Source organism: Leclercia adecarboxylata (assembly GCF_035787115.1).
In the GTDB taxonomy this organism is placed as follows: domain Bacteria; phylum Pseudomonadota; class Gammaproteobacteria; order Enterobacterales; family Enterobacteriaceae; genus Enterobacter; species Enterobacter adecarboxylatus_E.
This window is the reverse complement of sequence record NZ_JALKTL010000002.1, coordinates 70,065-89,195: the sequence shown is the minus strand read 5'-3', so window position 1 is coordinate 89,195 and position 19,131 is coordinate 70,065. Positions and strand designations below refer to the sequence as shown.

Here is a 19,131-nt window from a genome sequence, read left to right as displayed (position 1 = left end):
TAAGATAATCCTCGGGTAAGTTAGAAAAAACTCATCAGCATTAAGGTAGGTAACGCAATGGTAGATAAATCGGATCTCTCAATTTGGCAAAGAAGGAATATTGCCCCACTAGAATATTGTTCTTTAGAGAGAGCGTGTAAACTTTTAGAATGTGAAATTGATGATTTATGGCACTGGCAAGATATTGGAGCCATCAATTTTGCAGCTAATATAAAAGAAGATACAACATTCAGATGCGGTATTTTTAGTCCCGATGACATTGACTGCTCAAAATTAAGCCTTAAAGAACAGACGCAATTACAAACTTATGCCCTTATTAGTTTAGGTAGAAATCAGAGAGGGATTCGTTTCACATACAAAGATAAGCCTACTCTTATAGGAGAAGCTATTAATGTTGAAGTGTTGTGTTCTGGTATATTCAGCTTTGTAAATAAAATTGATAGATACAAGAATAAAGAGTGGTCATCTGAAGACGTATGTCGAATAGAGACTAATGAGTTTGCAACAGTTTTTATTTCTGGTACCTTACCTGAAGAAGAGTTGTCAGAGAAGGATTTATTTATCTTAAAATCTGAAGTGGAGAAAGTTCATCGTGCAGTATTGTCCGGAAGGTTCGATGAAAATATCTTCAAAGAATTGGAATCGCAACCCAGAGTTACTGTCCACCAGTCAAATATGATAGTAGCTCTTTTGAGGATTGCTGGTCTGTCTGAAGATGACATTTTCCATGTTTCGCCGAGCAATCTTAACAAAAGAATATCTCAGCTTGGGGCATCTAAGGGTATTAACGTACCTCAGCCAGATAAAGATACGTGGTCAAAGTGGAGAGGGCGGTTTAGGTAGCAGACTAAAATTTATTAACTTAATTAAGGACGTATGCTTATGAAAAGCGCTCTGCCTGAGAGACAGTATTATACATTGGAAGATGCTGCACAAAAATTAGGGTGTACGCAAAATGATTTGCTTCATTTTGCACAGATTAAGAGGTTGTATTTATCTGCATATATTGAACATTTTGATAATTCTTCTGGAGAGTTAGAGATCGACTCTGTTCATTTGTTTGAAAGTAGTGTTTTGGTTTCTGATATATACAATATTAGTTCAGTTGAATTAATAAACAATCCTAACGTTGATACTGAGAAGGAGGTTGATGGCTTCTATAAATATTCATTTGAAACATTGTCAGGAGTATTTTTTATAAGTCCATTGAATTTAATTGATATGGAGTTTGATGAAACTATAAGTGATGTTCTGACTGTTTTTATAGCGCCAAGAACCCCCTCTGAAAGTGAGTTTATTTATATAGCTAATACAGTAGAGCAAGCTATAAAAGTGAAGCGGAAAAATCTGTGCGTTCATGCTGATGATTTATATAATTTCACTACAAATCCAGCTAGCCTGCCAGATATCGTGAAAAACATTACAACCCCACCGAGGGCAACAATTCATCAATTTAACATGATGTATTCACTTTTAAGAATCTCAGGGCTTACAGATGATGAAATATATAAGATATCGCCCTCTGAACTAAATGTCAGGCTGGCAAAAATCGGAGCTAAGGCAGGCGTAGATGTTCCTCAGCCTGATAAAGCTACTTGGAGCAAGTGGCGGGAGAAATTTAGGTGAGAAATTGAAACTCTCCGAGATTTTTCCAAAACTCCCCCATTTTTACCATTCACTCATGTTTAATTCCCGTAACGAAGCAACAACTACCGGAAAGAGGTTACGGGAAGCATGAACATAGATACGATCCCATCGAAAGGTTACATCCGCCGCTTTCGCTTGGCTGAATTGCTGGGCGTTAGCGTATCCACCATTGACCGCAAAGTTCGCAATGGCTCAATGCCTCGCCCAGTAAAATTGGGCGAAAAGATTACCGCATTTGACGCTGTGGAAATTAATAACTGGCTGGCAGAACGCCGCGGGAAGGTGGCGTAATGGAAATAAAAAACGCCCGTGCCACCGAGCGTCATATCGAACTGAACCATACACCTGCGCAATTGGAAGTTGCTGGTTGTAATGATAACCAGCAGAGCACCACAAAACCAGTGCCCAAAAAGCATAAAGCGCGTGTCCTTATCCTGCGTTCTGGCGCAACCGGTATCACTGAGAACGAGATCCTGCGTTACTGCCGCCTTTCTTCTGGCAGGAACTACCTCACGGACCTCGAAAGACGTCTCGATATTCAGTTTGAACGCATCGACGAGCCTAACCCTGATGGTATTGGCAGCCACTACCGCTACCGCTTCATTAAGCGCGCTGACGTGCAGAAGGTGATCGCCCTCGTTAATGCCTGCGCAGCGACTAACGGCCACCAGTCGCTAAATCAGATGGACGTTGAAGGCATTCTGAACCTATACCCGGACAACGCCGCCGAATAAGGAAAATGATGATGAAAAATAATATGACCTTTACCGGTCAGGGCCTCACTCACCCTGAAGCCAGCCAGAAGGTAATTTACCGGGCCAGCGAAAGCGATATTTCCGTAATCAAATTTGAGGGCGCGAAGGTGCGGATCGTGAAAGTGGCAGGTGAGCCGTGGTTTGTTGCTTCCGATGTATGCCGGGCGCTTGAAATCAGTAACACCACCGAAGCGGTGTCCGCTCTAGATAGCGATGAAGTAATGACCCTAACTTTAACCGAGGGTCATTCTGGTAAACGTGGTGGCGCGCGCAGCTGGAACATGGTTGCAGAGTCCGGTTTCTACAAACTGATCGCCCGCAGCCGCAAGGCCGCCGCGCCGGGCACGCTCGCTCACCGGTTCACTAACTGGGTATTCCGCCAGGTGATCCCATCCATCCGTAAAACTGGTTCCTACGGTGTGCCGTTCGCGTTCCTGAACGACTTCACCCGCCGCAAGTCCCAGTACACCCACAAGGCCAGTAAGCGCGGCCATGACCTGCAGGCATGCCGTAAAGAGAAGGAGCAACTGAATCGTGAAGAGGCCCAGCTCTGGCGCGAGCACCAGCCGCAATTGCCGGAAGTAGAGGGCAACGTAAATGACTAATGACGTGAATCAAGTTTTGCACCCTCTGCACAAAAAGGGCTTGCCGTTTGTCCCTAACCAGGTTTATGGTTATAGCGCACCAGCAAAATCTGGTGTCGGGATTGGCGTCCTGGTAAAGTACAAGGCGACACATGACGCGCCGAGCGTCTTTTTTTGTGTCCTCGCATCTTCACACCCTTTTTTCGGCGATATGGAAGCATTCCGTGTCGCTCGCGAAGTAATGGTGGGCTGGATGGGGGCGGAGCAATCCGCGCCGGTTACCTTGTACGCCGGTTACGCCAACCCTGTTCAGCTCACCACCAGTGAAATTGGCGTTTCCGGTGGTGGGATTTATTCCCAGTACAAGGAGGCTGCCACATGTTGGCTACTACCCCCACCCAAAATCCACAATTCATATGGATTATCGCCGCAGTTCGCCGCGATTGTCCGACAATCAAGCCTGTTCTCCACCATGTTGCTGCTGAGACTGAGCGTGATGCTCGTCGCTCTCTGGTGCGTGATCACGTCTGTTTCTTCGCTGGCCGCATCTCCGTGCAGGGGGTGCGCCATGATTAAGACCTACGACCTCCCTCTCGATCCGGCCGGTCATTCGGCCAACCTCATTTCACTGGCATTGCTGATGGATGAAGTGCTGAAAGGTAACGCTGACAACCGAGATGAATACCTGTCCGCTCTTATCTCTCTCTTTGAAGTGTACGCCCGCGACTTACATAGCCTGCTGGAAGGCCACGCACTGCCGGGGGTGGCGCAATGAACATTGATCTCCTGACCAGCCACCCGGCAGATGTGAAGGCGGAAGTCATGCTCAGGCGTTTACATGGTTATTCCGATACATCCACGCAGGCAACTCGAACCGTTGAGCGCATGACCCGCACCCGTTCCGGTCTGGTTTACCTCATGACCGAATTGATCCCCTCTCTCGATAAAGAACAGGGCGAAGAGCTTTATTGCTGGCTGGATAAGGTGCTGACACTGGTTGATGTAACTCGTATTGATGCGGAGGGCGGCGTATGAGCAAGCTCCAACTGATTGATGCCACCTGCCAGGTAGAGCAGGCACAGGCTGTTTTATCCATGTGGCTGGAAAGCACCACAAAGAACTCCCATCCCGATTTGCCTCGTCTTATCGGTTCCGTTCTCACGCTGTTGCATGGCGTACCGCAGGCAATGGAAGAGGCAGAGAGCCAGCTGGCTGATTACGTGATGCGTGAGCACCAGGAGGGCGAGGCATGAGCAACGTTCTGTCATTTCCTGAAAAGTCGGGGAATCCCGGCTTTACCAGCATAGAGGCAACGCCGGATGGTATCCGGCTTGATAACCGGCTGGTGGGCTACACAACTGCGATACGCCAGCTTGATAACGGTCGCTTTGATACATCGCTGAGCGACGGTCTGCGCGTATCAGCAGAGATTCAGCTTGGTCATAACCGTGGCTGGTTCAGGCCCAGCGATGAACAAATGGCGCTTACCTGGCGCTGGATTGTGTCCTGCCTGTTTATCTGTGAGCAGCGGCAGGAAAACGGCACTGTGGATGTAATGAACGAAGAGGGCGGAGTTGACCGGGCGGTGATCTATGCCGGAGAGCAGGGCGGCCTAAGCGTTTACCCGGCGACGGAACGGTTCTCACTGGCGAACCATATCGAGGGGCTGGCAATTGAAAAATATGGCGTGGAAACAGGACTTCCTCTGGCTGTAAAGATGTATCAGGGCATGACCGAGGTGGATCCCCATTGCGGGGCGCTGAGACTGTCACAAATGGGGCGTGAAGGGCTGGCAATGCTTCACGATGGGTTTATCGAAACACTGATGGAAGAAGGCATTCCACCAGCTCCAACGGCGCACTGAGGGACTGAACATGAAAGAGCAAAACGAAGCGCTATCAAGCCACGCAGATTACGCGATCAGCTCACAGCTGGCAGAGCGCATCGCAAGGCTTTGCGGTGCTGTGTGGGTCCACAATCTGGCTTTATCTGGCACCGAATCGATGACAATTACTACGCCAGAGGGGCGCTCAGTGGATACGCCGCTGAAACCCTCAGATGTCGGCGCTCTGATTGATGCCTACCTGTTGCCGGTAATGAAACTGGTACACAAAGAGCAGTGGAAGCTGACAACTCTGGCCGAACTCGAACTATGGCAGAACGAGGACTGGACGCTCTCTGATTACGGCATTGCCAAATGGAACATGCTGGTGAATTACATCGCTACGTATATCGACAACGTGGGGTATGGCGATGCGAAACATTGATGTGATCCGGCAGGTATCAGAGGCAGCCCGTGGTCGCTGGCCGGACGTACTCTCGTTGATGGGGATTGATGTACCCGCTTCACCACGCGCGCAGGTCGCCTGCCCGGCTTGTGGTGGCAAGGATCGCTTTCGCTTCGATGACGACGGGCGCGGGGCGCACTTCTGTAACGCCTGTGGAGCCGGTGACGGACTGGAGCTGGTGAAGAAGGTCAACAGCTGTGATGCCACCCGGGCCGCGCAGCTGGTGGCCGACGCGCTAGGGATGAATGTACACACCCTGCACACTATCCCCGGTAAGGATAATGCCCAGCGTCAGCAGGAACAGGCTGACCGTCGGGCAGCGCTGGAGCAGCAGCAGGCTCGGGAAAAATCTGAACGTTCAGCTCGTTTCTCAACTAAGTTGGCAGGGCTGACAGCGCAGGCGCATGAGAGGAAATCTGCCTACCTAGAGGGCAAAGACTTACCCTTTTTTGTCTATCCGATCCTGCCAGATGGTTCCCTGCTTTTGGTGCTGGAGAATGAGTTCGGAGAGCCAGCAGCTGCGCAGATCATTACGGAGCAGGGTGAAAAACGCTTGCTAACAGGTTCGGCGAAAAAGGGAGCATATCACTTCATTAATCCCATGTTTTGTACGCAGGTTGTGATTGTTGGTGAAGGGCTGGCGACAGTATTAAGCGTTCATAAGATGCGCCCTGACGCACTGGCGGTGGTTGCTATCGACGCCGGGAATCTGCTGCCTGTAGCGCAGGTAATGCGCCGGAAGTATCCGCAAGCGCAGATCATCATTGCCGCAGATAACGACATCAAACCGGATGAGCCTAATACGGGGAAGGAAGCCGCAGAGAAAGCCGCTGCCGCTGTGGCGGGATTGGTGGCTCTGCCACCTGTAGAGCATAAGGCCGACTGGAACGACTACCACCAGCAGTACGGACTGGTTGCCGCCATCGACGCGTTTAACGATTCGTTGTACCTGCCGCAAGGAGAAGAAGTGACTGCGCCAGCAGAAGTAATTGAGATCGGATCTCATGCCAGCCAGAAACGTAACGCACAGAAGCCCTATGTTGACAGCCGTCGCAATGGCCTTTACTGGGTTGAACCTAAAGAAAAGAGCGGGGAGATCACCGAAGTAGAGAGCCTGCTTTGTTCAGCGCTGGAAGTGGTTGGTGTGGGCATTGATGACAACAGAACGCGATATCTGGTACTGCGCTGGCGGGCGTTGGGCGCGAAGGAAGAAACAACGCATGCGATCCCCCTGGCCGACATCGGCGAAAGGGAGGGATGGCGCACACTCAAAGCTGGGGGGCTGTATGTCACCACCAAAAGCGGTCTGCGCGCGACGCTGGCGGACTGGCTGCAGAGTCAGGCCCACAGAGGGGAGATCTGGCGTATTGCCCAGGCTACAGGCTGGCAGTGTGGCGCATACCTTATGCCTGACGGCGACATTATCGGCACACCTGAAATACCGGTTCTTTTCAACGGCCGCAGTTCTGCCGCATCAGGCTACACCACCAGCGGCACAGCTGAGGGCTGGCGTGACAGTGTGGCGCATTTGGCAAATGGCAATTACTCCATGATGACGGGTGTTGCGGCAGCGCTGGCGGCCCCGCTGATTGGGCTGGCTGGCGCTGACGGGTTCGGGATCCATTTCTACGAACAGTCGAGCGCCGGTAAAACCACCACGGCCAATGTCGCGGCCAGTCTTTACGGCAATCCTGATGTGTTGCGTCTGACATGGTACGGCACAGCGCTGGGGCTGGCGAACGAAGCGGCCGCACACAATGACGCACTGATGCCCCTGGATGAAATCGGGCAGGGTGCGGATCCGGTTGAGGTCTATAAGTCGGCTTATGCGCTGTTCAACGGTACCGGGAAACTGCAGGGAGCCAAAGAGGGCGGTAACCGCGAGCTGAAGCGCTGGCGTACTGTTGCCATCAGCACCGGAGAAGTGGATCTGGAGACTTTCATTGCTGGTGCCGGGCGTAAGGCAAAGGCCGGGCAGCTGGTGCGCCTGCTCAATATTCCGCTGAGTAAGGCTGTTCGCTTCCACGGCCACGAAAGTGGTAAGCACCATGCCGATGCGCTGAAAGATGCGTATCAGAGCCACCATGGCGCTGCTGGCCGCGCATGGGTTCAGTGGCTGGCTGACCATCAGCAGGAAGCTATTAACGCGGTGCGTGAAGCGGAGGCGCGCTGGCGCGGGATTATTCCGGCTGACTACGGGGAGCAGGTACATCGAGTGGGTGCGCGTTTCGCCATTCTGGAGGCTGCGCTCATGGCCGGACGGGTGATCACCGGGTGGGATGAACAGACCTGCCGTGATGCGATTCAGTACAGCTTCAACGCCTGGATCAGGGAGTTCGGTACCGGAAACAAAGAGCATCAGCAAATCATCGAGCAGACCGAAGCATTCCTCAACGCTCACGGCCTCAGCCGGTTTGCGCCATTCCCGTATGACCCGGGCAGCCTGCCAATTGCCAACCTGGCAGGATATCGCCAGAAGGGAGGGCATGAAGCTGACCCGGTGGTGTTCTACACCTTCCCGGCAGCTTTCGAAAAAGAGATAGCACAGGGATTCAACGCGAAGATGTTTGCTGAGGTACTGAAAAACGCCGGGATGCTGACCCCGCCAAATACCGGGCGAGGGTATCAGCGCAAGTCACCGCGCATTGATGGAAGGCAAATCAATGTCTACGTGATCCAGTATCAACCGGAGGGGAGCCAGCCAGAGTAAGTAACTCTCTTATGTGCGTAGTTTAGGTGTTGGTTCAGTTGGTTCAGTTGGTTCAGTGTTTTTATGTTGCTGTTATTTAAGGGTTCACGCTCAAAAATTGAACCAACACTGAACCAACAAATAGCCTTTTTGAACCAACACAGACCCCGGATTTCAGCATCAAAGACAGGTAAAAGACGATGACAGCACAAATTTCAGCGTACGGGCGGCTGGTGGCGGATGTTCAGAGTCGCACGACCAGCAACGGTAACCCGATGGCATTTACCCGCATGGCGGTGACGCTGCCGTGTCAGAAAGCAGAGAACGGAGAGGCCACCTTCTGGCTGGCAATTACTGCGTTCGGCAAACAGGCCGAAGCACTGGCGAAGCATCAGAAGGGCGACATGGTAAGCGTGGCGGGCAATATGCAGGTGAATCAGTGGACGGGTAACGACGGCGGCACACAGACCGGGTATCAGGTGATTGCCGACAGTGTGATCAGCGCCAGAACGGCGCGACCGGGTGGGAAGAAAGCCCAGCGAGGACAGGCAGCAGCCGCGCCTCAGTTTATGGGGGCTGGTGGGCCTGCCTCACTTGGCGCGCAGGGTTATGGGGAATATGACCAAACCCCGCCTTATGCAGATCATGAATCATTCTGAGGGGGTGATATGCGTGTATTCCAAAAAACCTTGAATAGAATTTCTGTGATTTTCGGGTTCAATCAGAAAAACATTCACCCTGCAGTGGTCCCAATGCGTGGGCAGAAAATTAATTTTATGGACTTGATAGCATTCCCATACATAGACCTTTCTGATCCGATGAAAGCCACGCTTTTTAAGCAAGCTATATACGAAATGGAGCACCGATTTACAGGGGTATATGGGCGGATTGATATTTGCACGATAAGAGACATCGTTAACTTGGCAGGCATAAATTTGTGGGGTGAATCTGCAGATGCTTATAGATGGCTTGATAGCCTTCATTGTGTGGCATTTGAAAACATGCACCCTGACGTTGCCAAACAGGTGCCGCACCGAATTAACATGGTATTTGCTGGCGGGGATTATGCCTATCCGTGGGAGCGGGCTGTAAACGCAGGCGTGAAAGATTGCGATCCGCAAACAATGGAGGGGCTCAAGTGATGGATACTAAACGCCAGATATTGCGCCTAAAACGCGCTACAACATCCGCAACGGCTAAACCATCCGCTAACACGGCGACAGCAGAGAAAACGGCTCACGCAAGCGCTGGGGCAGCCACAGGTACAAAGAGCAGTAGGCACAACCGCAAGAAGCTGGAGCTGCTGGTAACTCACTGGCCTGCAGCTTTTAGCCTGGACGCACCGCGCCCGCTGGCGATTGGCACTGCGGAGCTGATAGCGGCCGATATATGCGCCCGGGGCATTACCGGAGCGGGCAAGATCCGGGCCGCCGTTGCGATGTACACCCGGCGCGCAATCTATCTGAAAGCACTGATCGCAGGCGGAGCGCGTTATAACCTCGCGGGGGAACCGGTCGGAGAGGTGACGCCGGAGCAGCAGCAGATGGCGAGAGAAAATCTCTCTGCCATGAACAGCAAGATTACAACAAGGGGTGGATATGCGCCTGACGCCTGAACAAAAAGCGGAAATCATCCGCCTTAAACGTCGGGGCCTTGGATATGGCCGCATTGCCGGAGAGCTGGGCATCAAAACCACTACGGTGCGCGCCGTCTGTAAGCGCAGCGGCCTGTTTGATGACAACCCGGCCCACGCCGAGCTATTTACCATCCCGGAGCCAGTACACAACTGCGAACTGGCGACAGTGAAGCCGCTACCATCGCAAAGAGTGGTGACCGGGCATAAGCAGACCGATGCTTATCTGTGGGTGTTGGAGGTGATTCAGCTGAACGAACCGGCGCACCTGGCAGCCGCAGAGGAAGCCCTGCAGAAGCTGACCATCAAGCCGAAAGACGCAGAGAAGCGTTACCGTGACTGGCTGGTTCTCAACGGTACTGACCTACTCAATGTGGCATTTGGCACGATGTTTATGGACGACCCTCAGCACTTTATCCGCTGCGCAAAAGCTGATATCGCCAGTGCCCGCCAGGTGAGAGCGCACTACGGCAGCTATGATGCTGCGATGGAACCGGTGGCCGCCGAAATGCTGATTGACCAGTCGGCGCTGCTGGTGGGGGATGACTTCGGTATGACAGAAGAGGAGTCAGCCAGCGGATCTATATCTGGCGCTGATCGTTACTTTGAAGTCGAAGATGCCCGCAAGGCAGCGCATAACGGCTTTTGCGACGTTCTGCCTGATCCGCACACTCTTTCTGACGTGGTGCGAGAGTTTGAATACTGGAACTGGCTCTATCACATGCGCCATACCGCCAGTAAAGAACTGGGAGACAGATACGGCACTGAACACCGGCAGGAGGTTTATGATCGGGAGGACTGGCTTGATGGGAAGCTGGCAACCCTGCGCCCACGCCACCAGCGCGAGGCGGTGGACGTGCTGAAATGGTTGCTACAGAGCGAGCGGCACGACGGCAGGGATGAGCTGGACGAAATCCTGATTAACCTCGTCAGTGGACAGGGGGCAATTGAGTGAAGTGCTGGCCCGGGAGGAAGAGAAATGCGACACCATAAAGGCGCATTACAGAGTTTTTGGAGTCCATAAAAAAGGAACGCATCCTGAATTTCTTGAGTCCATAAAAAAGGGTTCGCCAGCCAGCGATAACACCTGATAACAGGCCACCTGAAAGGGTGGCTTTTTTACGCCCAATTCATTTCATTTTTTGCAATATAAGTAATGATCATTGCGTTTTATGAAACTATAATGGCTGTATCGTTATACAGTGACGGAGGTTGTATGGCTGTTTCAGTTAAACCGGTCCTGCTCAGCGAAAAGCAGATGCAGGCCATCAAAAGGATTCAGGACGAGCAGCGGAAAAAATCAGGGATTGGCGTTGCGCCATCTCTTCACGAAATCGCGCGAGGCCTCATGGAAAAGGCGCTGGCGGGTTGCATGTAGCAGCGGGCGGTAACGCATGGAACTGAAAATCATTGATGACCCACTGCGATTACAGGCCTTTCTTAACGATCCCCTAAATACAGGGAACATTGTTGAGTCAGGCGATAGCTATCAAATCAAAGCCGACGCGCTCTACCTCGGCATCTACGAAGGATTGATGCTGGTTGGCGTGCATGAGGTGCGCAATTTCTGGCACTGCATAGTGGAGGCGCACGCAATTTACGATCCCGGATTCCGTGGTGAGTATGCGCTGAACGGTCACCGCTTATTCTGCAAATGGCTTCTTCAGAACTCTCCCTTCCTGAACAGCATCACGATGGTGCCCGACACAACGAAATACGGCAGAGCGATTATCCGCCTGCTTGGCGCGACTCGTGTAGGCCACCTGGAAGATGCGTATATCTGCAATGAAAAACCAGTCGGCGTGACTCTGTACCAGCTTACGCGCCAGCAATATAAGGAATTCGTCGAATGTTAATTTTCCAGATCGCAAACAAACATCTTTCCCGTGCGGTATATGCCAAAGGTGGCAGCAGCGACGGCGGCGCAAAGGCTCAGGCTAAAACCCAGCAACAGGCAATTGATTTGCAGCGTGAGCAGTGGAATACGGTGATGAATAACCTTAAGCCGTATGCCGAGGTTGGCCTCCCTGCGTTACAGGGGTTGCAGGGGCTAATGACGCTTGAAGGGCAGGACAAAGCGGCAAATGATTTCTTCGGCTCGGGTGTATACCAACGAATGGCTGATCAGGCGCGGTACCAGATTTTGCGTTCTGCAGAGGCTACGGGCGGTTTAGGTTCCACTGCTACAGCAAACCAACTGAGCGCAATTGGCCCACAGCTTTATAACGACTGGCTTAGTGGGCAGATGCAAAATTATGGAAATATGCTCAATATCGGGATGAACGCAACTTCGGGTCAGGCTACATCAGGGCAGAACTTTGCGAACAATACCGGGCAACTTTTGCAGGGGCTTGGTTCCATTCGTGCAGGGCAGGCGCAACAGCCATCCGCTTTTGCAAGAGGTATTGGTGGCGCGGCTACAGGGGCAATGACCGGTGCTGCGTTGGGTAGTGTTGTTCCTGTGCTGGGTACTGGTGTTGGTGCCGCGATTGGCGGTGGCATTGGCTTACTTGGGGGGCTGAGTTACTAATGGCTACATGGCAACTTGGTGGGCTCGCGAGCATGGCTCCTCAAAATACAAATGCTCCAGGTGCTGACGTTCCTCAACCTATGCAGTATCAACAACAGCCGAATGTGGGGCTGATGGCCCTTCAGGGACTGCGGGGCGTTGCTGAGATTAATCAGCAGGCGGAGGCCGCCAAGCAACTTAAGGATTATCAGAAGCAACTAGGGGATAAGGTATCCAAAAACGACCGTGCTGGCGTCCAGCAGTTAATGGCCCAGTACCCGCAGTTTATGGCTGACTCACAGAAACAGATGGGCTTCATTGACGCTGAGCAGAACCGGCAAACCGCTGACGCAGCAATGAATCTCCGGCTTGCTTCGCAGACCGGTGATCCCATGGTCATGCAGAAAGCCATTCAGCAGGCGAATCCTGTGTTACAGAGATTTGGCCTGCCTGCGGAAGAGGTTTATCAGTCCTGGCAGAACGACCCGCAGGGATTCAACAGAACCACTGACCTGATTCACCTTCATGCTGATCCGAATAGTTACTTTGCGGTACAGGATAAACAGCAGGGGCAGGGCATCGCGCAGCAGAACGCAAACACCTCAGCCTATAACGCTCAGGTTAATGCGGAGCAGGGCGATAGGCGGCTAGATCTTGAGCAGTTCAAAGCACAGTCAGATAACCAGCTGCGTACCAAGGAAATGGCTCTGAAAGCACGGCTTGGGCGTGCTCAAAATGATATCGAGCGCGACAAGCTGAACGCTGAACTTGGCAAAGTACAGCAGGCGAAAATGGAGAAGCAGAACGACAAAATTAATACCGTCGCAGGAAATATCGACTCCCTGAACTCTGCGCTTGGAGTAGGGCATGAGCTGGCGGGTATTGTCGGGCAGCATCCAACGGCGGTCACCCGCTCGCAAAACTACAACCCACTGACTGGTGGGCTTGGGTTCCTTCCTGACATGGCAGAGGACACGCGAAGCCTACGCGCCAAAGCTGATGAATACAGCCTCAAGGTTATTCTGCCGAGCCTGAAAGGGACTTTTGGCGGTAACCCAACTGAGGGCGAGAGGGCAGCGCTTGTACAGTCTCAAAATGGCATTAAGTCAGCTACCAGTAACGAGGCGTTCTTGCGGGAGCTGAACAAAGCTCAAAACGTCATTGTCGGCATGCAGAAGCGTCAGATTGCCGGGCTCGGCATTCCTGTAACCAAATCGAAGGATGAGGACACAGATACCAAAATGCTGCTGCAGGATCCCTCACTGGTTAAGGATTATGTGACCGCACATGGCTACCTGCCGGAAAGTTACTACCAGGCAAAACTTAAGGGAGGGCAATAATGGCGCAGATGACAGAAAGACAGACAGCCTATTCCCGCCGTCTCGATGAAAAATACGGATTCCCATCCGGCACAATGGAAACGTTAGTGGGCAATGAATCCAGTGGCAACGGTGGCGCAGAATCACCGAAAGGTGCCAGAGGGTATGCCCAGCTGATGCCGTCGGCAATGACTGATGCGGGTTATCGCGGGACGGATCCGCGCTCACTGCCGTTTGAAAAGCAAATGGACATCGCAGCAAACCACCTTAACAAAGGGGTGAAGCGCTTTGGCGATATAGGTATGGCGCTGGCCGGTTACAACTCCGGCAACGCGCGTGTTAATGCGGTCAGGAACGGCAAAGCTACACTGCCAGCTGAAACAGCGGATTACGTCAGTAAATTTGCAGATGCAGGGATTATCCCTGGTGACAGCGAAATCCTGCAGTATGCCCAGGCTGGGCAGCGCCGCACCCCTCAGCAGCCTGACTACTCAGACCTCGATAAGGCAATCTCACAGGTGGGTGATACCTCGGCATGGGATGCAAAACGACAGCAGTTTAAGAATCAGGAGGCAGGGCAGCCAACCGCCAGCTCGTGGGAACAGAAACGAGCCCAGTTTCTCGCCAATGAGGCGTCCGGGGAACCGCAACAGCAGGTAGCCCAGTCAAACCTTAACCCTGAGATGGAGTATCTTTCTCCTGGCCTGAAAGCAGCGCCTGAACAGGCAGCCAGAGGGATTGCCAATATCCCGTTTGATGTAATGGACGCCGGGGTTGGTGTAATCAACGCGGCCCAATCGGCAGGGGCATGGGCAGGCCAGCAGCTTGGCATGGGAGATGGCACATATAACCCAATGTCACCTGTATATCGCCCCATAGATCGTCCTACAGACCCATACGCGCAGGCTGGTGAACAACTGGCCCCTTACCTCATCCCAGGGGTGGGCGCGGAAAGGACAGCCGCTGCTGCCGCTTCAATTGCTAATTCTCCACGCGCTGAACGCGCCGCCACTCAGGTTGCTGGTATGCTGGCGGAAAACCTGCCGGGCACACTGGTGAACGCTCAAAAGAACGGGCAGATCAGCCCGGAGGACTTTGCAAAAGAGACTGGTATTGGCATGGCTGGATCGCTGGGGGCTCGAGCTTTGATAAAGGGCGGGCAAGCGGCAACCGGCGTGTTGCGTGGGAATGCGGGCCCTGCTGGTGGAGCTGGCAATGCGCTGGATACATCTAATGACGTATCAAGAGCAGCGCGTTCGGCCGCCGGTCGTGAAAACATTTCCACCCAGGCGGCAGTCATTAGCGATGATGTAGCAAAGGCTGCGGATGATACTGGCGTTGATATTAATACTCTCACACCTGGGATGCGGTCAGGTAGTCGTGGTATTGCTCAGGCTGAAGGTGTTCTAGCGTCAACGCCCGGTACCGTACAGGATGCGCACCTGGTTGCCTTCAATGAAATATCTTCAAAGTTGAATAAACAGCTTTCTGATTTCGGTGCTGAGTCTGGTAGCGCATCTGAAAAAAGCGCAGCGATTAAAGATCGTATCAGCGCGAGCCTGGCCGACATGAAAATCGCCGAGAACGCGGCATGGGCGGATCTGCGCAGCACGATGCCGCGCGACAGAATGAAAATGAGTAATGGAATGGCTGTCGTTCAGTCTGAGAAATCGGCTGGGGTGCCACTGAGCCCAGAAATGAAGCAGTTTCAGGCCGCTAACGGCCAAGGTGACGGCATAACCTTTGACGGGATGAAGGCATGGCGCGCTAAGTTTGCTGATGCTGAACAGGCAAACATTCGCGCCGGTAAGGCCAATGCCGCCAGGACAGCCGGGGAGATGCGTCGCGCTATCACTGATGATATGCGCACCATGGCTGAAAAAGGCAATTTCCTCCCTGAGTGGCAGAAAGCTAACGATCTCTCGAAGGGATACATTACCGCCAAACAAAATGCCGAATCTGTTTTTGGTCGGGATCTGGCATCAGACGCCATGGTAAGAAAAGGTGTCGATATGCTTAAGGCATCAGCAGATAGCGGGCCCGGGGCATTCAACCGCCTTATCGCCTCACTGCCGGAAGCAGAACGCCAGCCAGCAATAGCTTCCATTCTCCAACATGCTGCGGCGCAGGGAGAAAGGGGTGGTGTCGGTGAAGGCGCAGGGCTCCAGTATTTTGCCAAAATTATGACCCCGCAGAATGTAAAAGCCATCAGCAGACATGCGCCGGAACTAGGGAAAATTATGAAGGAGTTCGGCGTGCTCGCTAAAGCCGGCACCAGGCCGCAACGATACATAGAGCGCACAGGCAGAACGACCGAGGCCCTTAAAACGCTGGATACCGGGCTTCCTAAAATTGTCGGCGTGATTATGAATGGAATTCAGCAGTCTGGAGCAATCGCGGGCGGATTCGGCGGTGGCGTACTGGGCTCGATTGGTGGCCTGGTTGCTGGTGGTGCGCTGAGGAATACAGTAGCGAAGATTGGCGCAACCAGGAGTGGCCGGCATGCCATCGAGAAGGCGGTTCAGGAGGCCACAAAGGCAGTAAACGCGGGAGCCTCACCGGCAGCGTTAGCCGCAGCTGAGAAGAGATTTGCAGCCAATAAGATTGCCATGAAAGCGATCCGGGACGCTGTCGGGGCGGAGGGATTCACGCAACTGACAAGGGCCGGGATTGTCGCTACGCTCAGCGGCATGAAAGATGATGGTGAAAAAGAATAGCCAGCCTGGCGGGTTGGCTATCGGAGTCACAGGGGCCATGGAAGGCTATTGGCATTCAACCGTCATTTCTTTTCGGTTAAACCCGGATGATTTGGACACATCATTGTAGCCTGACGGGCAAACGTTGTTAGCTTCCTCATAGCAGACACTCCATGCGGATGCTGCCCCGCACTCGATAAGATATTGTTTTTTCCCATCCCCTCGGTTGATTTGAGTCGACTGCGCGCATGACGCCAGGAGCAGGGGAAGAACCAGAGCTATCTTTTTCATTTAATCCTCGGCATTGTTATTTTTTTATTGGCTGCATGTCATACACATGATCACCGATTACAGCTTTAATAGCATATCCCGTTCCTATATCTCTGCTCAGGATAGCGACTGCAGGCGAGTATGAATATGAGTAATTAAAGGTGTTACAAGTCAGTGTCCAGCCATTCATTAAAATTATCTTTTTATCAAAATCACACCCCTCAAAATCACCATCAACTTGGGTGATCTTAGCGATGGTATAACCTTCTAACTTCGAAAAATCACCAGCATCTAATGCAAAAACATTTGGAGCAAACAGAAACAAACATCCCGTGAAAATAGCGCATATGGCTTTCATTAGCCCTCCTGTGTTTTGGCAAACTTTATCATGCGCTATCGGAGACGCGAGTTAAAAGTAGCGAAAACTTGTCATTGCGCAAAAGCTCCAACGTAAACAGTCAAAGTACATCTAAGCCCCAAGAGCATCCTAAGCATTCCGGTGATGAATAATGCTTAATACGCACCAAGGCTATTCACGTCTCAAACCTCGCCGAACGGGGTTTCGCGATAAGTACGCGCCTATGCGCGCACACGTGAAGATTTATCTGGGGTCACTATACGAACAGATAGATGTTTTGTACCAAACACACCAGGGGAAGGTTTTTCGGTGATCACTATGTGAAGAGGGGGGAGTTTCGTGACCAGTACGCGCGCGAAGAAGATATTAATTACCTCACCATGCGAGCTGGGAAGGTTTATGTGGATTCATTATGCGAGGAGGAAGATTTTTGTGGGGTCACTACGCGAGGATAAGCGACTTTATGCAACAGTACGCGCGCGTGAGGTTGGCCGGCGGGAAAGGCCGCTGATTGAAAATTAACTGTACATCACCGAAGGCGCAGAATAGCTGAGATGCCCACTGCATGGAATTTCGAGACAAGTACGAGGCATACCCCTCCAAAGGTTTTCTTACGGTCACCACGCGAGGCTCTTTCACCGATAGGGTGAAGGTTTTTTCGGGGTCACTATGAGGATCGGAAGGTTTTTCCGACATCACTACGCGAGCGAAACATGATGAAGGTATTTCTGACATCACCTGGCAACAAAGATTTTTGTGGGGGCACTACGCGAGCAGCATGAGAGTTTTCGGAGTCCATAAAGAAACCTTATAAAACCTAACATCCAAAATGGGCAATTTGCAGTCAGGCTTAGTCAAACTTAGTGTTACGAGCTGACCTGTTAGCAATTGTTAGTGCGTAGAGCCTGTTATGGATTGTTATGGTTGCGGTGGGCCTGGTGATTATCCAGTGCGACCACCAGCCACATAAACGCATCTTCGGCGGTCCGCAGCTGCAGGTTCCCACTTTGGTTCGCAGGGGTTAGCCAGTTTGGAAGTGGGAACCATACATCCCCGTTCGTTTCTTGGCTTATTAATAGGTAAAAACAATAAGCTCAACGGGTTGTGTTTTATGAAACTAAAACAACATTATGTTGTGTGATGTGACTGCGAACGGTGCCGAATTGTAGCTAACAGCAATAGTATGCTATTGACAATTTCCTACTTGAAGATAAATTTAACTCAACACACCCGCCAGGCCTCTCAACGATGCCCAAATTGGCGGGTTTTTTTTGTCTTGAATTTGAGGGTTAGGATGGGAGCCTTTAGTAAGCCCGCTATGTCTCCACAAGAACATCTGGAGCAGTGGAAAGCTCGTGGATTGAATGTTCCTGATGAGAACAGGGCGGTAAGGTATCTCTCTTTCATCAGCTATTATCGCTTGTCAGCTTACGCTATTCCATTTTGCATTCCATCTGATGGAAAGCATACATTTAAACCAGATATCAGTTTCGATGACGTACTGACACTTTATGTGTTTGATAGAGAGTTGCGTCTCTTAATTATGGATGCGATCGAACGTGTCGAGGTGGCGGTCCGGGCTAATCTATGTAATCACATGGCTGTGACATATGGAAACAATCCATTCTGGTATCTAGATGAGACGCATTTCAAAAGAGAGTATGGTCACAAGCGGCTTTTATCTGATTTGGAAAAGCAGCTGGATGACGAGCGTAAGCGATATGAAAATGATGTGAGGCATCTGGAAAAAAGGAAAGGTCTGTCAGAAGAACAGAAGAGTTCCATTATGGAAAACCTTCAAAAGGAAACCTTTCTGAGGCATTACATTTGTAAATACGACAGCCCAAGGCTTCCCCCATGCTGGATGATGGTAGAGTTGCTAACTTGGGGTAGCTTGTCACATCTTTATGCCGGCTTGAGCCGCGTATCAGACCAAAAGGCTATCGCGACAAGCTTAGGAAGCAATGCTGAATTGCTTGTGTCATGGCTCAAGTCCTTCAATACAATTAGAAATCACTGTGCCCACCATAGTCGGCTGTGGAACAGAGAGTTCGGACTCAGCATCAAAATTCCAAACTCTGATAGGGTTCGCTGGTTAAAGAATACTCCCGAACTTGCCGATCGGCAGATTCGATATGAGAAAAGGCTTTATCCAATACTAGCTGCGTTACAATGCTTACTGTATACGATTAGCCCCTCATCAACATGGGCTCTGAGGCTGAAAGATTTACTGTCGAGATTTTCTCAGGTATCCCTAGCCCATATGGGAATACCATCTAATTGGATGGAAGACGAATTTTGGGCTGACGCGCTAGCGAACCGTAGTTGACTCAACTAATGGTTAATTGACATGGAAGAGTTATGTCTACACCCCCCTTCCTCA

22 protein-coding genes and 1 pseudogene are annotated in these 19,131 nt (G+C 51.7%); 22 read left to right on the top strand and 1 reads right to left on the bottom strand.

Annotated elements, in window-relative coordinates:
* Positions 1-57: 57 nt before the first annotated feature.
* The 21 genes and pseudogenes from MXM41_RS07860 (at position 58) to MXM41_RS07760 (ending at position 16,141) form a co-directional block, all read left to right on the top strand.
* Positions 58-843: a hypothetical protein gene (locus MXM41_RS07860; protein WP_325930981.1), complete on the top strand. Its 786-nt coding sequence runs from the start codon at positions 58-60 to the stop codon at positions 841-843.
* Between the two features lie 39 nt (positions 844-882).
* The gene (locus MXM41_RS07855) at positions 883-1,626 is read left to right on the top strand and encodes a hypothetical protein (RefSeq protein WP_325930980.1); all 744 of its coding nucleotides are present in this window, start codon (positions 883-885) and stop codon (positions 1,624-1,626) included.
* 108 nt (positions 1,627-1,734) lie between these two features.
* Positions 1,735-1,938 (top strand): helix-turn-helix transcriptional regulator, encoded by a 204-nt coding sequence (locus tag MXM41_RS07850; protein WP_325930978.1) that lies wholly within the window; start codon positions 1,735-1,737, stop codon positions 1,936-1,938.
* The gene (locus tag MXM41_RS07845) at positions 1,938-2,381 is read left to right on the top strand and encodes a hypothetical protein (RefSeq protein ID WP_325930977.1); all 444 of its coding nucleotides are present in this window, start codon (positions 1,938-1,940) and stop codon (positions 2,379-2,381) included. The genes MXM41_RS07850 and MXM41_RS07845 overlap by 1 nt, the downstream gene beginning before the upstream one ends.
* An 8-nt stretch (positions 2,382-2,389) precedes the next feature.
* The gene (locus MXM41_RS07840; RefSeq protein ID WP_418936774.1) at positions 2,390-3,007 is read left to right on the top strand and encodes a Bro-N domain-containing protein; all 618 of its coding nucleotides are present in this window, start codon (positions 2,390-2,392) and stop codon (positions 3,005-3,007) included.
* Positions 3,000-3,323 (top strand): annotated as a pseudogene (locus tag MXM41_RS07835) (ash family protein); the annotation flags it as partial. The gene MXM41_RS07840 and the pseudogene MXM41_RS07835, both read left to right, overlap by 8 nt.
* Positions 3,324-3,364: 41 nt before the next feature.
* Positions 3,365-3,562: a host cell division inhibitor Icd-like protein gene (locus MXM41_RS07830; protein WP_103286012.1), complete on the top strand. Its 198-nt coding sequence runs from the start codon at positions 3,365-3,367 to the stop codon at positions 3,560-3,562.
* 195 nt (positions 3,563-3,757) lie between these two features.
* Positions 3,758-4,021, top strand: a complete 264-nt coding sequence (locus MXM41_RS07825; RefSeq protein ID WP_325930974.1) for a nicotinic acetylcholine receptor subunit beta — start codon at positions 3,758-3,760, stop codon at positions 4,019-4,021.
* Positions 4,018-4,239 carry a hypothetical protein gene (locus MXM41_RS07820; RefSeq protein WP_049014577.1) on the top strand — a complete coding sequence of 74 codons (222 nt, stop codon included), beginning with the start codon at positions 4,018-4,020 and terminating at the stop codon, positions 4,237-4,239. Before MXM41_RS07825 ends, MXM41_RS07820 begins: the two co-directional genes overlap by 4 nt.
* Positions 4,240-4,328: 89 nt before the next feature.
* Entirely contained in the window at positions 4,329-4,850 is a 522-nt protein-coding gene (locus MXM41_RS07815; protein WP_325931903.1) for a hypothetical protein, read from the top strand.
* Between the two features lie 139 nt (positions 4,851-4,989).
* Positions 4,990-5,253, top strand: coding sequence for a hypothetical protein (locus tag MXM41_RS07810; protein ID WP_325930973.1), 264 nt, complete (start codon positions 4,990-4,992; stop codon positions 5,251-5,253).
* Positions 5,240-7,984, top strand: a complete 2,745-nt coding sequence (locus MXM41_RS07805; protein ID WP_325930971.1) for a DUF927 domain-containing protein — start codon at positions 5,240-5,242, stop codon at positions 7,982-7,984. The genes MXM41_RS07810 and MXM41_RS07805 overlap by 14 nt, the downstream gene beginning before the upstream one ends.
* A 179-nt stretch (positions 7,985-8,163) precedes the next feature.
* Positions 8,164-8,622 carry a single-stranded DNA-binding protein gene (locus MXM41_RS07800; protein ID WP_325930970.1) on the top strand — a complete coding sequence of 153 codons (459 nt, stop codon included), beginning with the start codon at positions 8,164-8,166 and terminating at the stop codon, positions 8,620-8,622.
* A 9-nt stretch (positions 8,623-8,631) separates the two neighbouring features.
* Positions 8,632-9,105, top strand: coding sequence for a hypothetical protein (locus MXM41_RS07795; protein WP_325930969.1), 474 nt, complete (start codon positions 8,632-8,634; stop codon positions 9,103-9,105).
* Positions 9,105-9,578 carry a ProQ/FINO family protein gene (locus MXM41_RS07790; protein WP_080090341.1) on the top strand — a complete coding sequence of 158 codons (474 nt, stop codon included), beginning with the start codon at positions 9,105-9,107 and terminating at the stop codon, positions 9,576-9,578. Before MXM41_RS07795 ends, MXM41_RS07790 begins: the two co-directional genes overlap by 1 nt.
* Complete coding sequence (locus MXM41_RS07785; protein ID WP_325930967.1) at positions 9,562-10,551, top strand: helix-turn-helix domain-containing protein; 990 nt, start codon at positions 9,562-9,564, stop codon at positions 10,549-10,551. Before MXM41_RS07790 ends, MXM41_RS07785 begins: the two co-directional genes overlap by 17 nt.
* A gap of 261 nt (positions 10,552-10,812) precedes the next feature.
* On the top strand, positions 10,813-10,974 hold the full coding sequence (locus tag MXM41_RS07780) for a hypothetical protein (RefSeq protein WP_325930966.1): 162 nt from the start codon (positions 10,813-10,815) through the stop codon (positions 10,972-10,974).
* Between the two features lie 16 nt (positions 10,975-10,990).
* Entirely contained in the window at positions 10,991-11,452 is a 462-nt protein-coding gene (locus MXM41_RS07775) for a DUF2824 family protein (RefSeq protein ID WP_325930965.1), read from the top strand.
* Positions 11,446-12,126, top strand: coding sequence for a DNA transfer protein (locus MXM41_RS07770; protein WP_325930964.1), 681 nt, complete (start codon positions 11,446-11,448; stop codon positions 12,124-12,126). The genes MXM41_RS07775 and MXM41_RS07770 overlap by 7 nt, the downstream gene beginning before the upstream one ends.
* Positions 12,126-13,445: a phage DNA ejection protein gene (locus MXM41_RS07765; protein ID WP_325930963.1), complete on the top strand. Its 1,320-nt coding sequence runs from the start codon at positions 12,126-12,128 to the stop codon at positions 13,443-13,445. The genes MXM41_RS07770 and MXM41_RS07765 overlap by 1 nt, the downstream gene beginning before the upstream one ends.
* Complete coding sequence (locus tag MXM41_RS07760; RefSeq protein ID WP_325931902.1) at positions 13,442-16,141, top strand: lytic transglycosylase domain-containing protein; 2,700 nt, start codon at positions 13,442-13,444, stop codon at positions 16,139-16,141. Before MXM41_RS07765 ends, MXM41_RS07760 begins: the two co-directional genes overlap by 4 nt.
* A gap of 286 nt (positions 16,142-16,427) precedes the next feature.
* On the opposite strand, the gene MXM41_RS07755 is transcribed toward MXM41_RS07760, so the two are convergent.
* A complete protein-coding gene (locus tag MXM41_RS07755; protein WP_325930962.1) occupies positions 16,428-16,748 on the bottom strand; it encodes a hypothetical protein in 321 nt (106 codons plus the stop codon).
* 1,318 nt (positions 16,749-18,066) lie between these two features.
* Here MXM41_RS07755 and MXM41_RS07750 point away from each other — a divergent pair.
* Positions 18,067-19,077: an Abi family protein gene (locus tag MXM41_RS07750; protein WP_325930961.1), complete on the top strand. Its 1,011-nt coding sequence runs from the start codon at positions 18,067-18,069 to the stop codon at positions 19,075-19,077.
* Positions 19,078-19,131 lie beyond the last annotated feature (54 nt).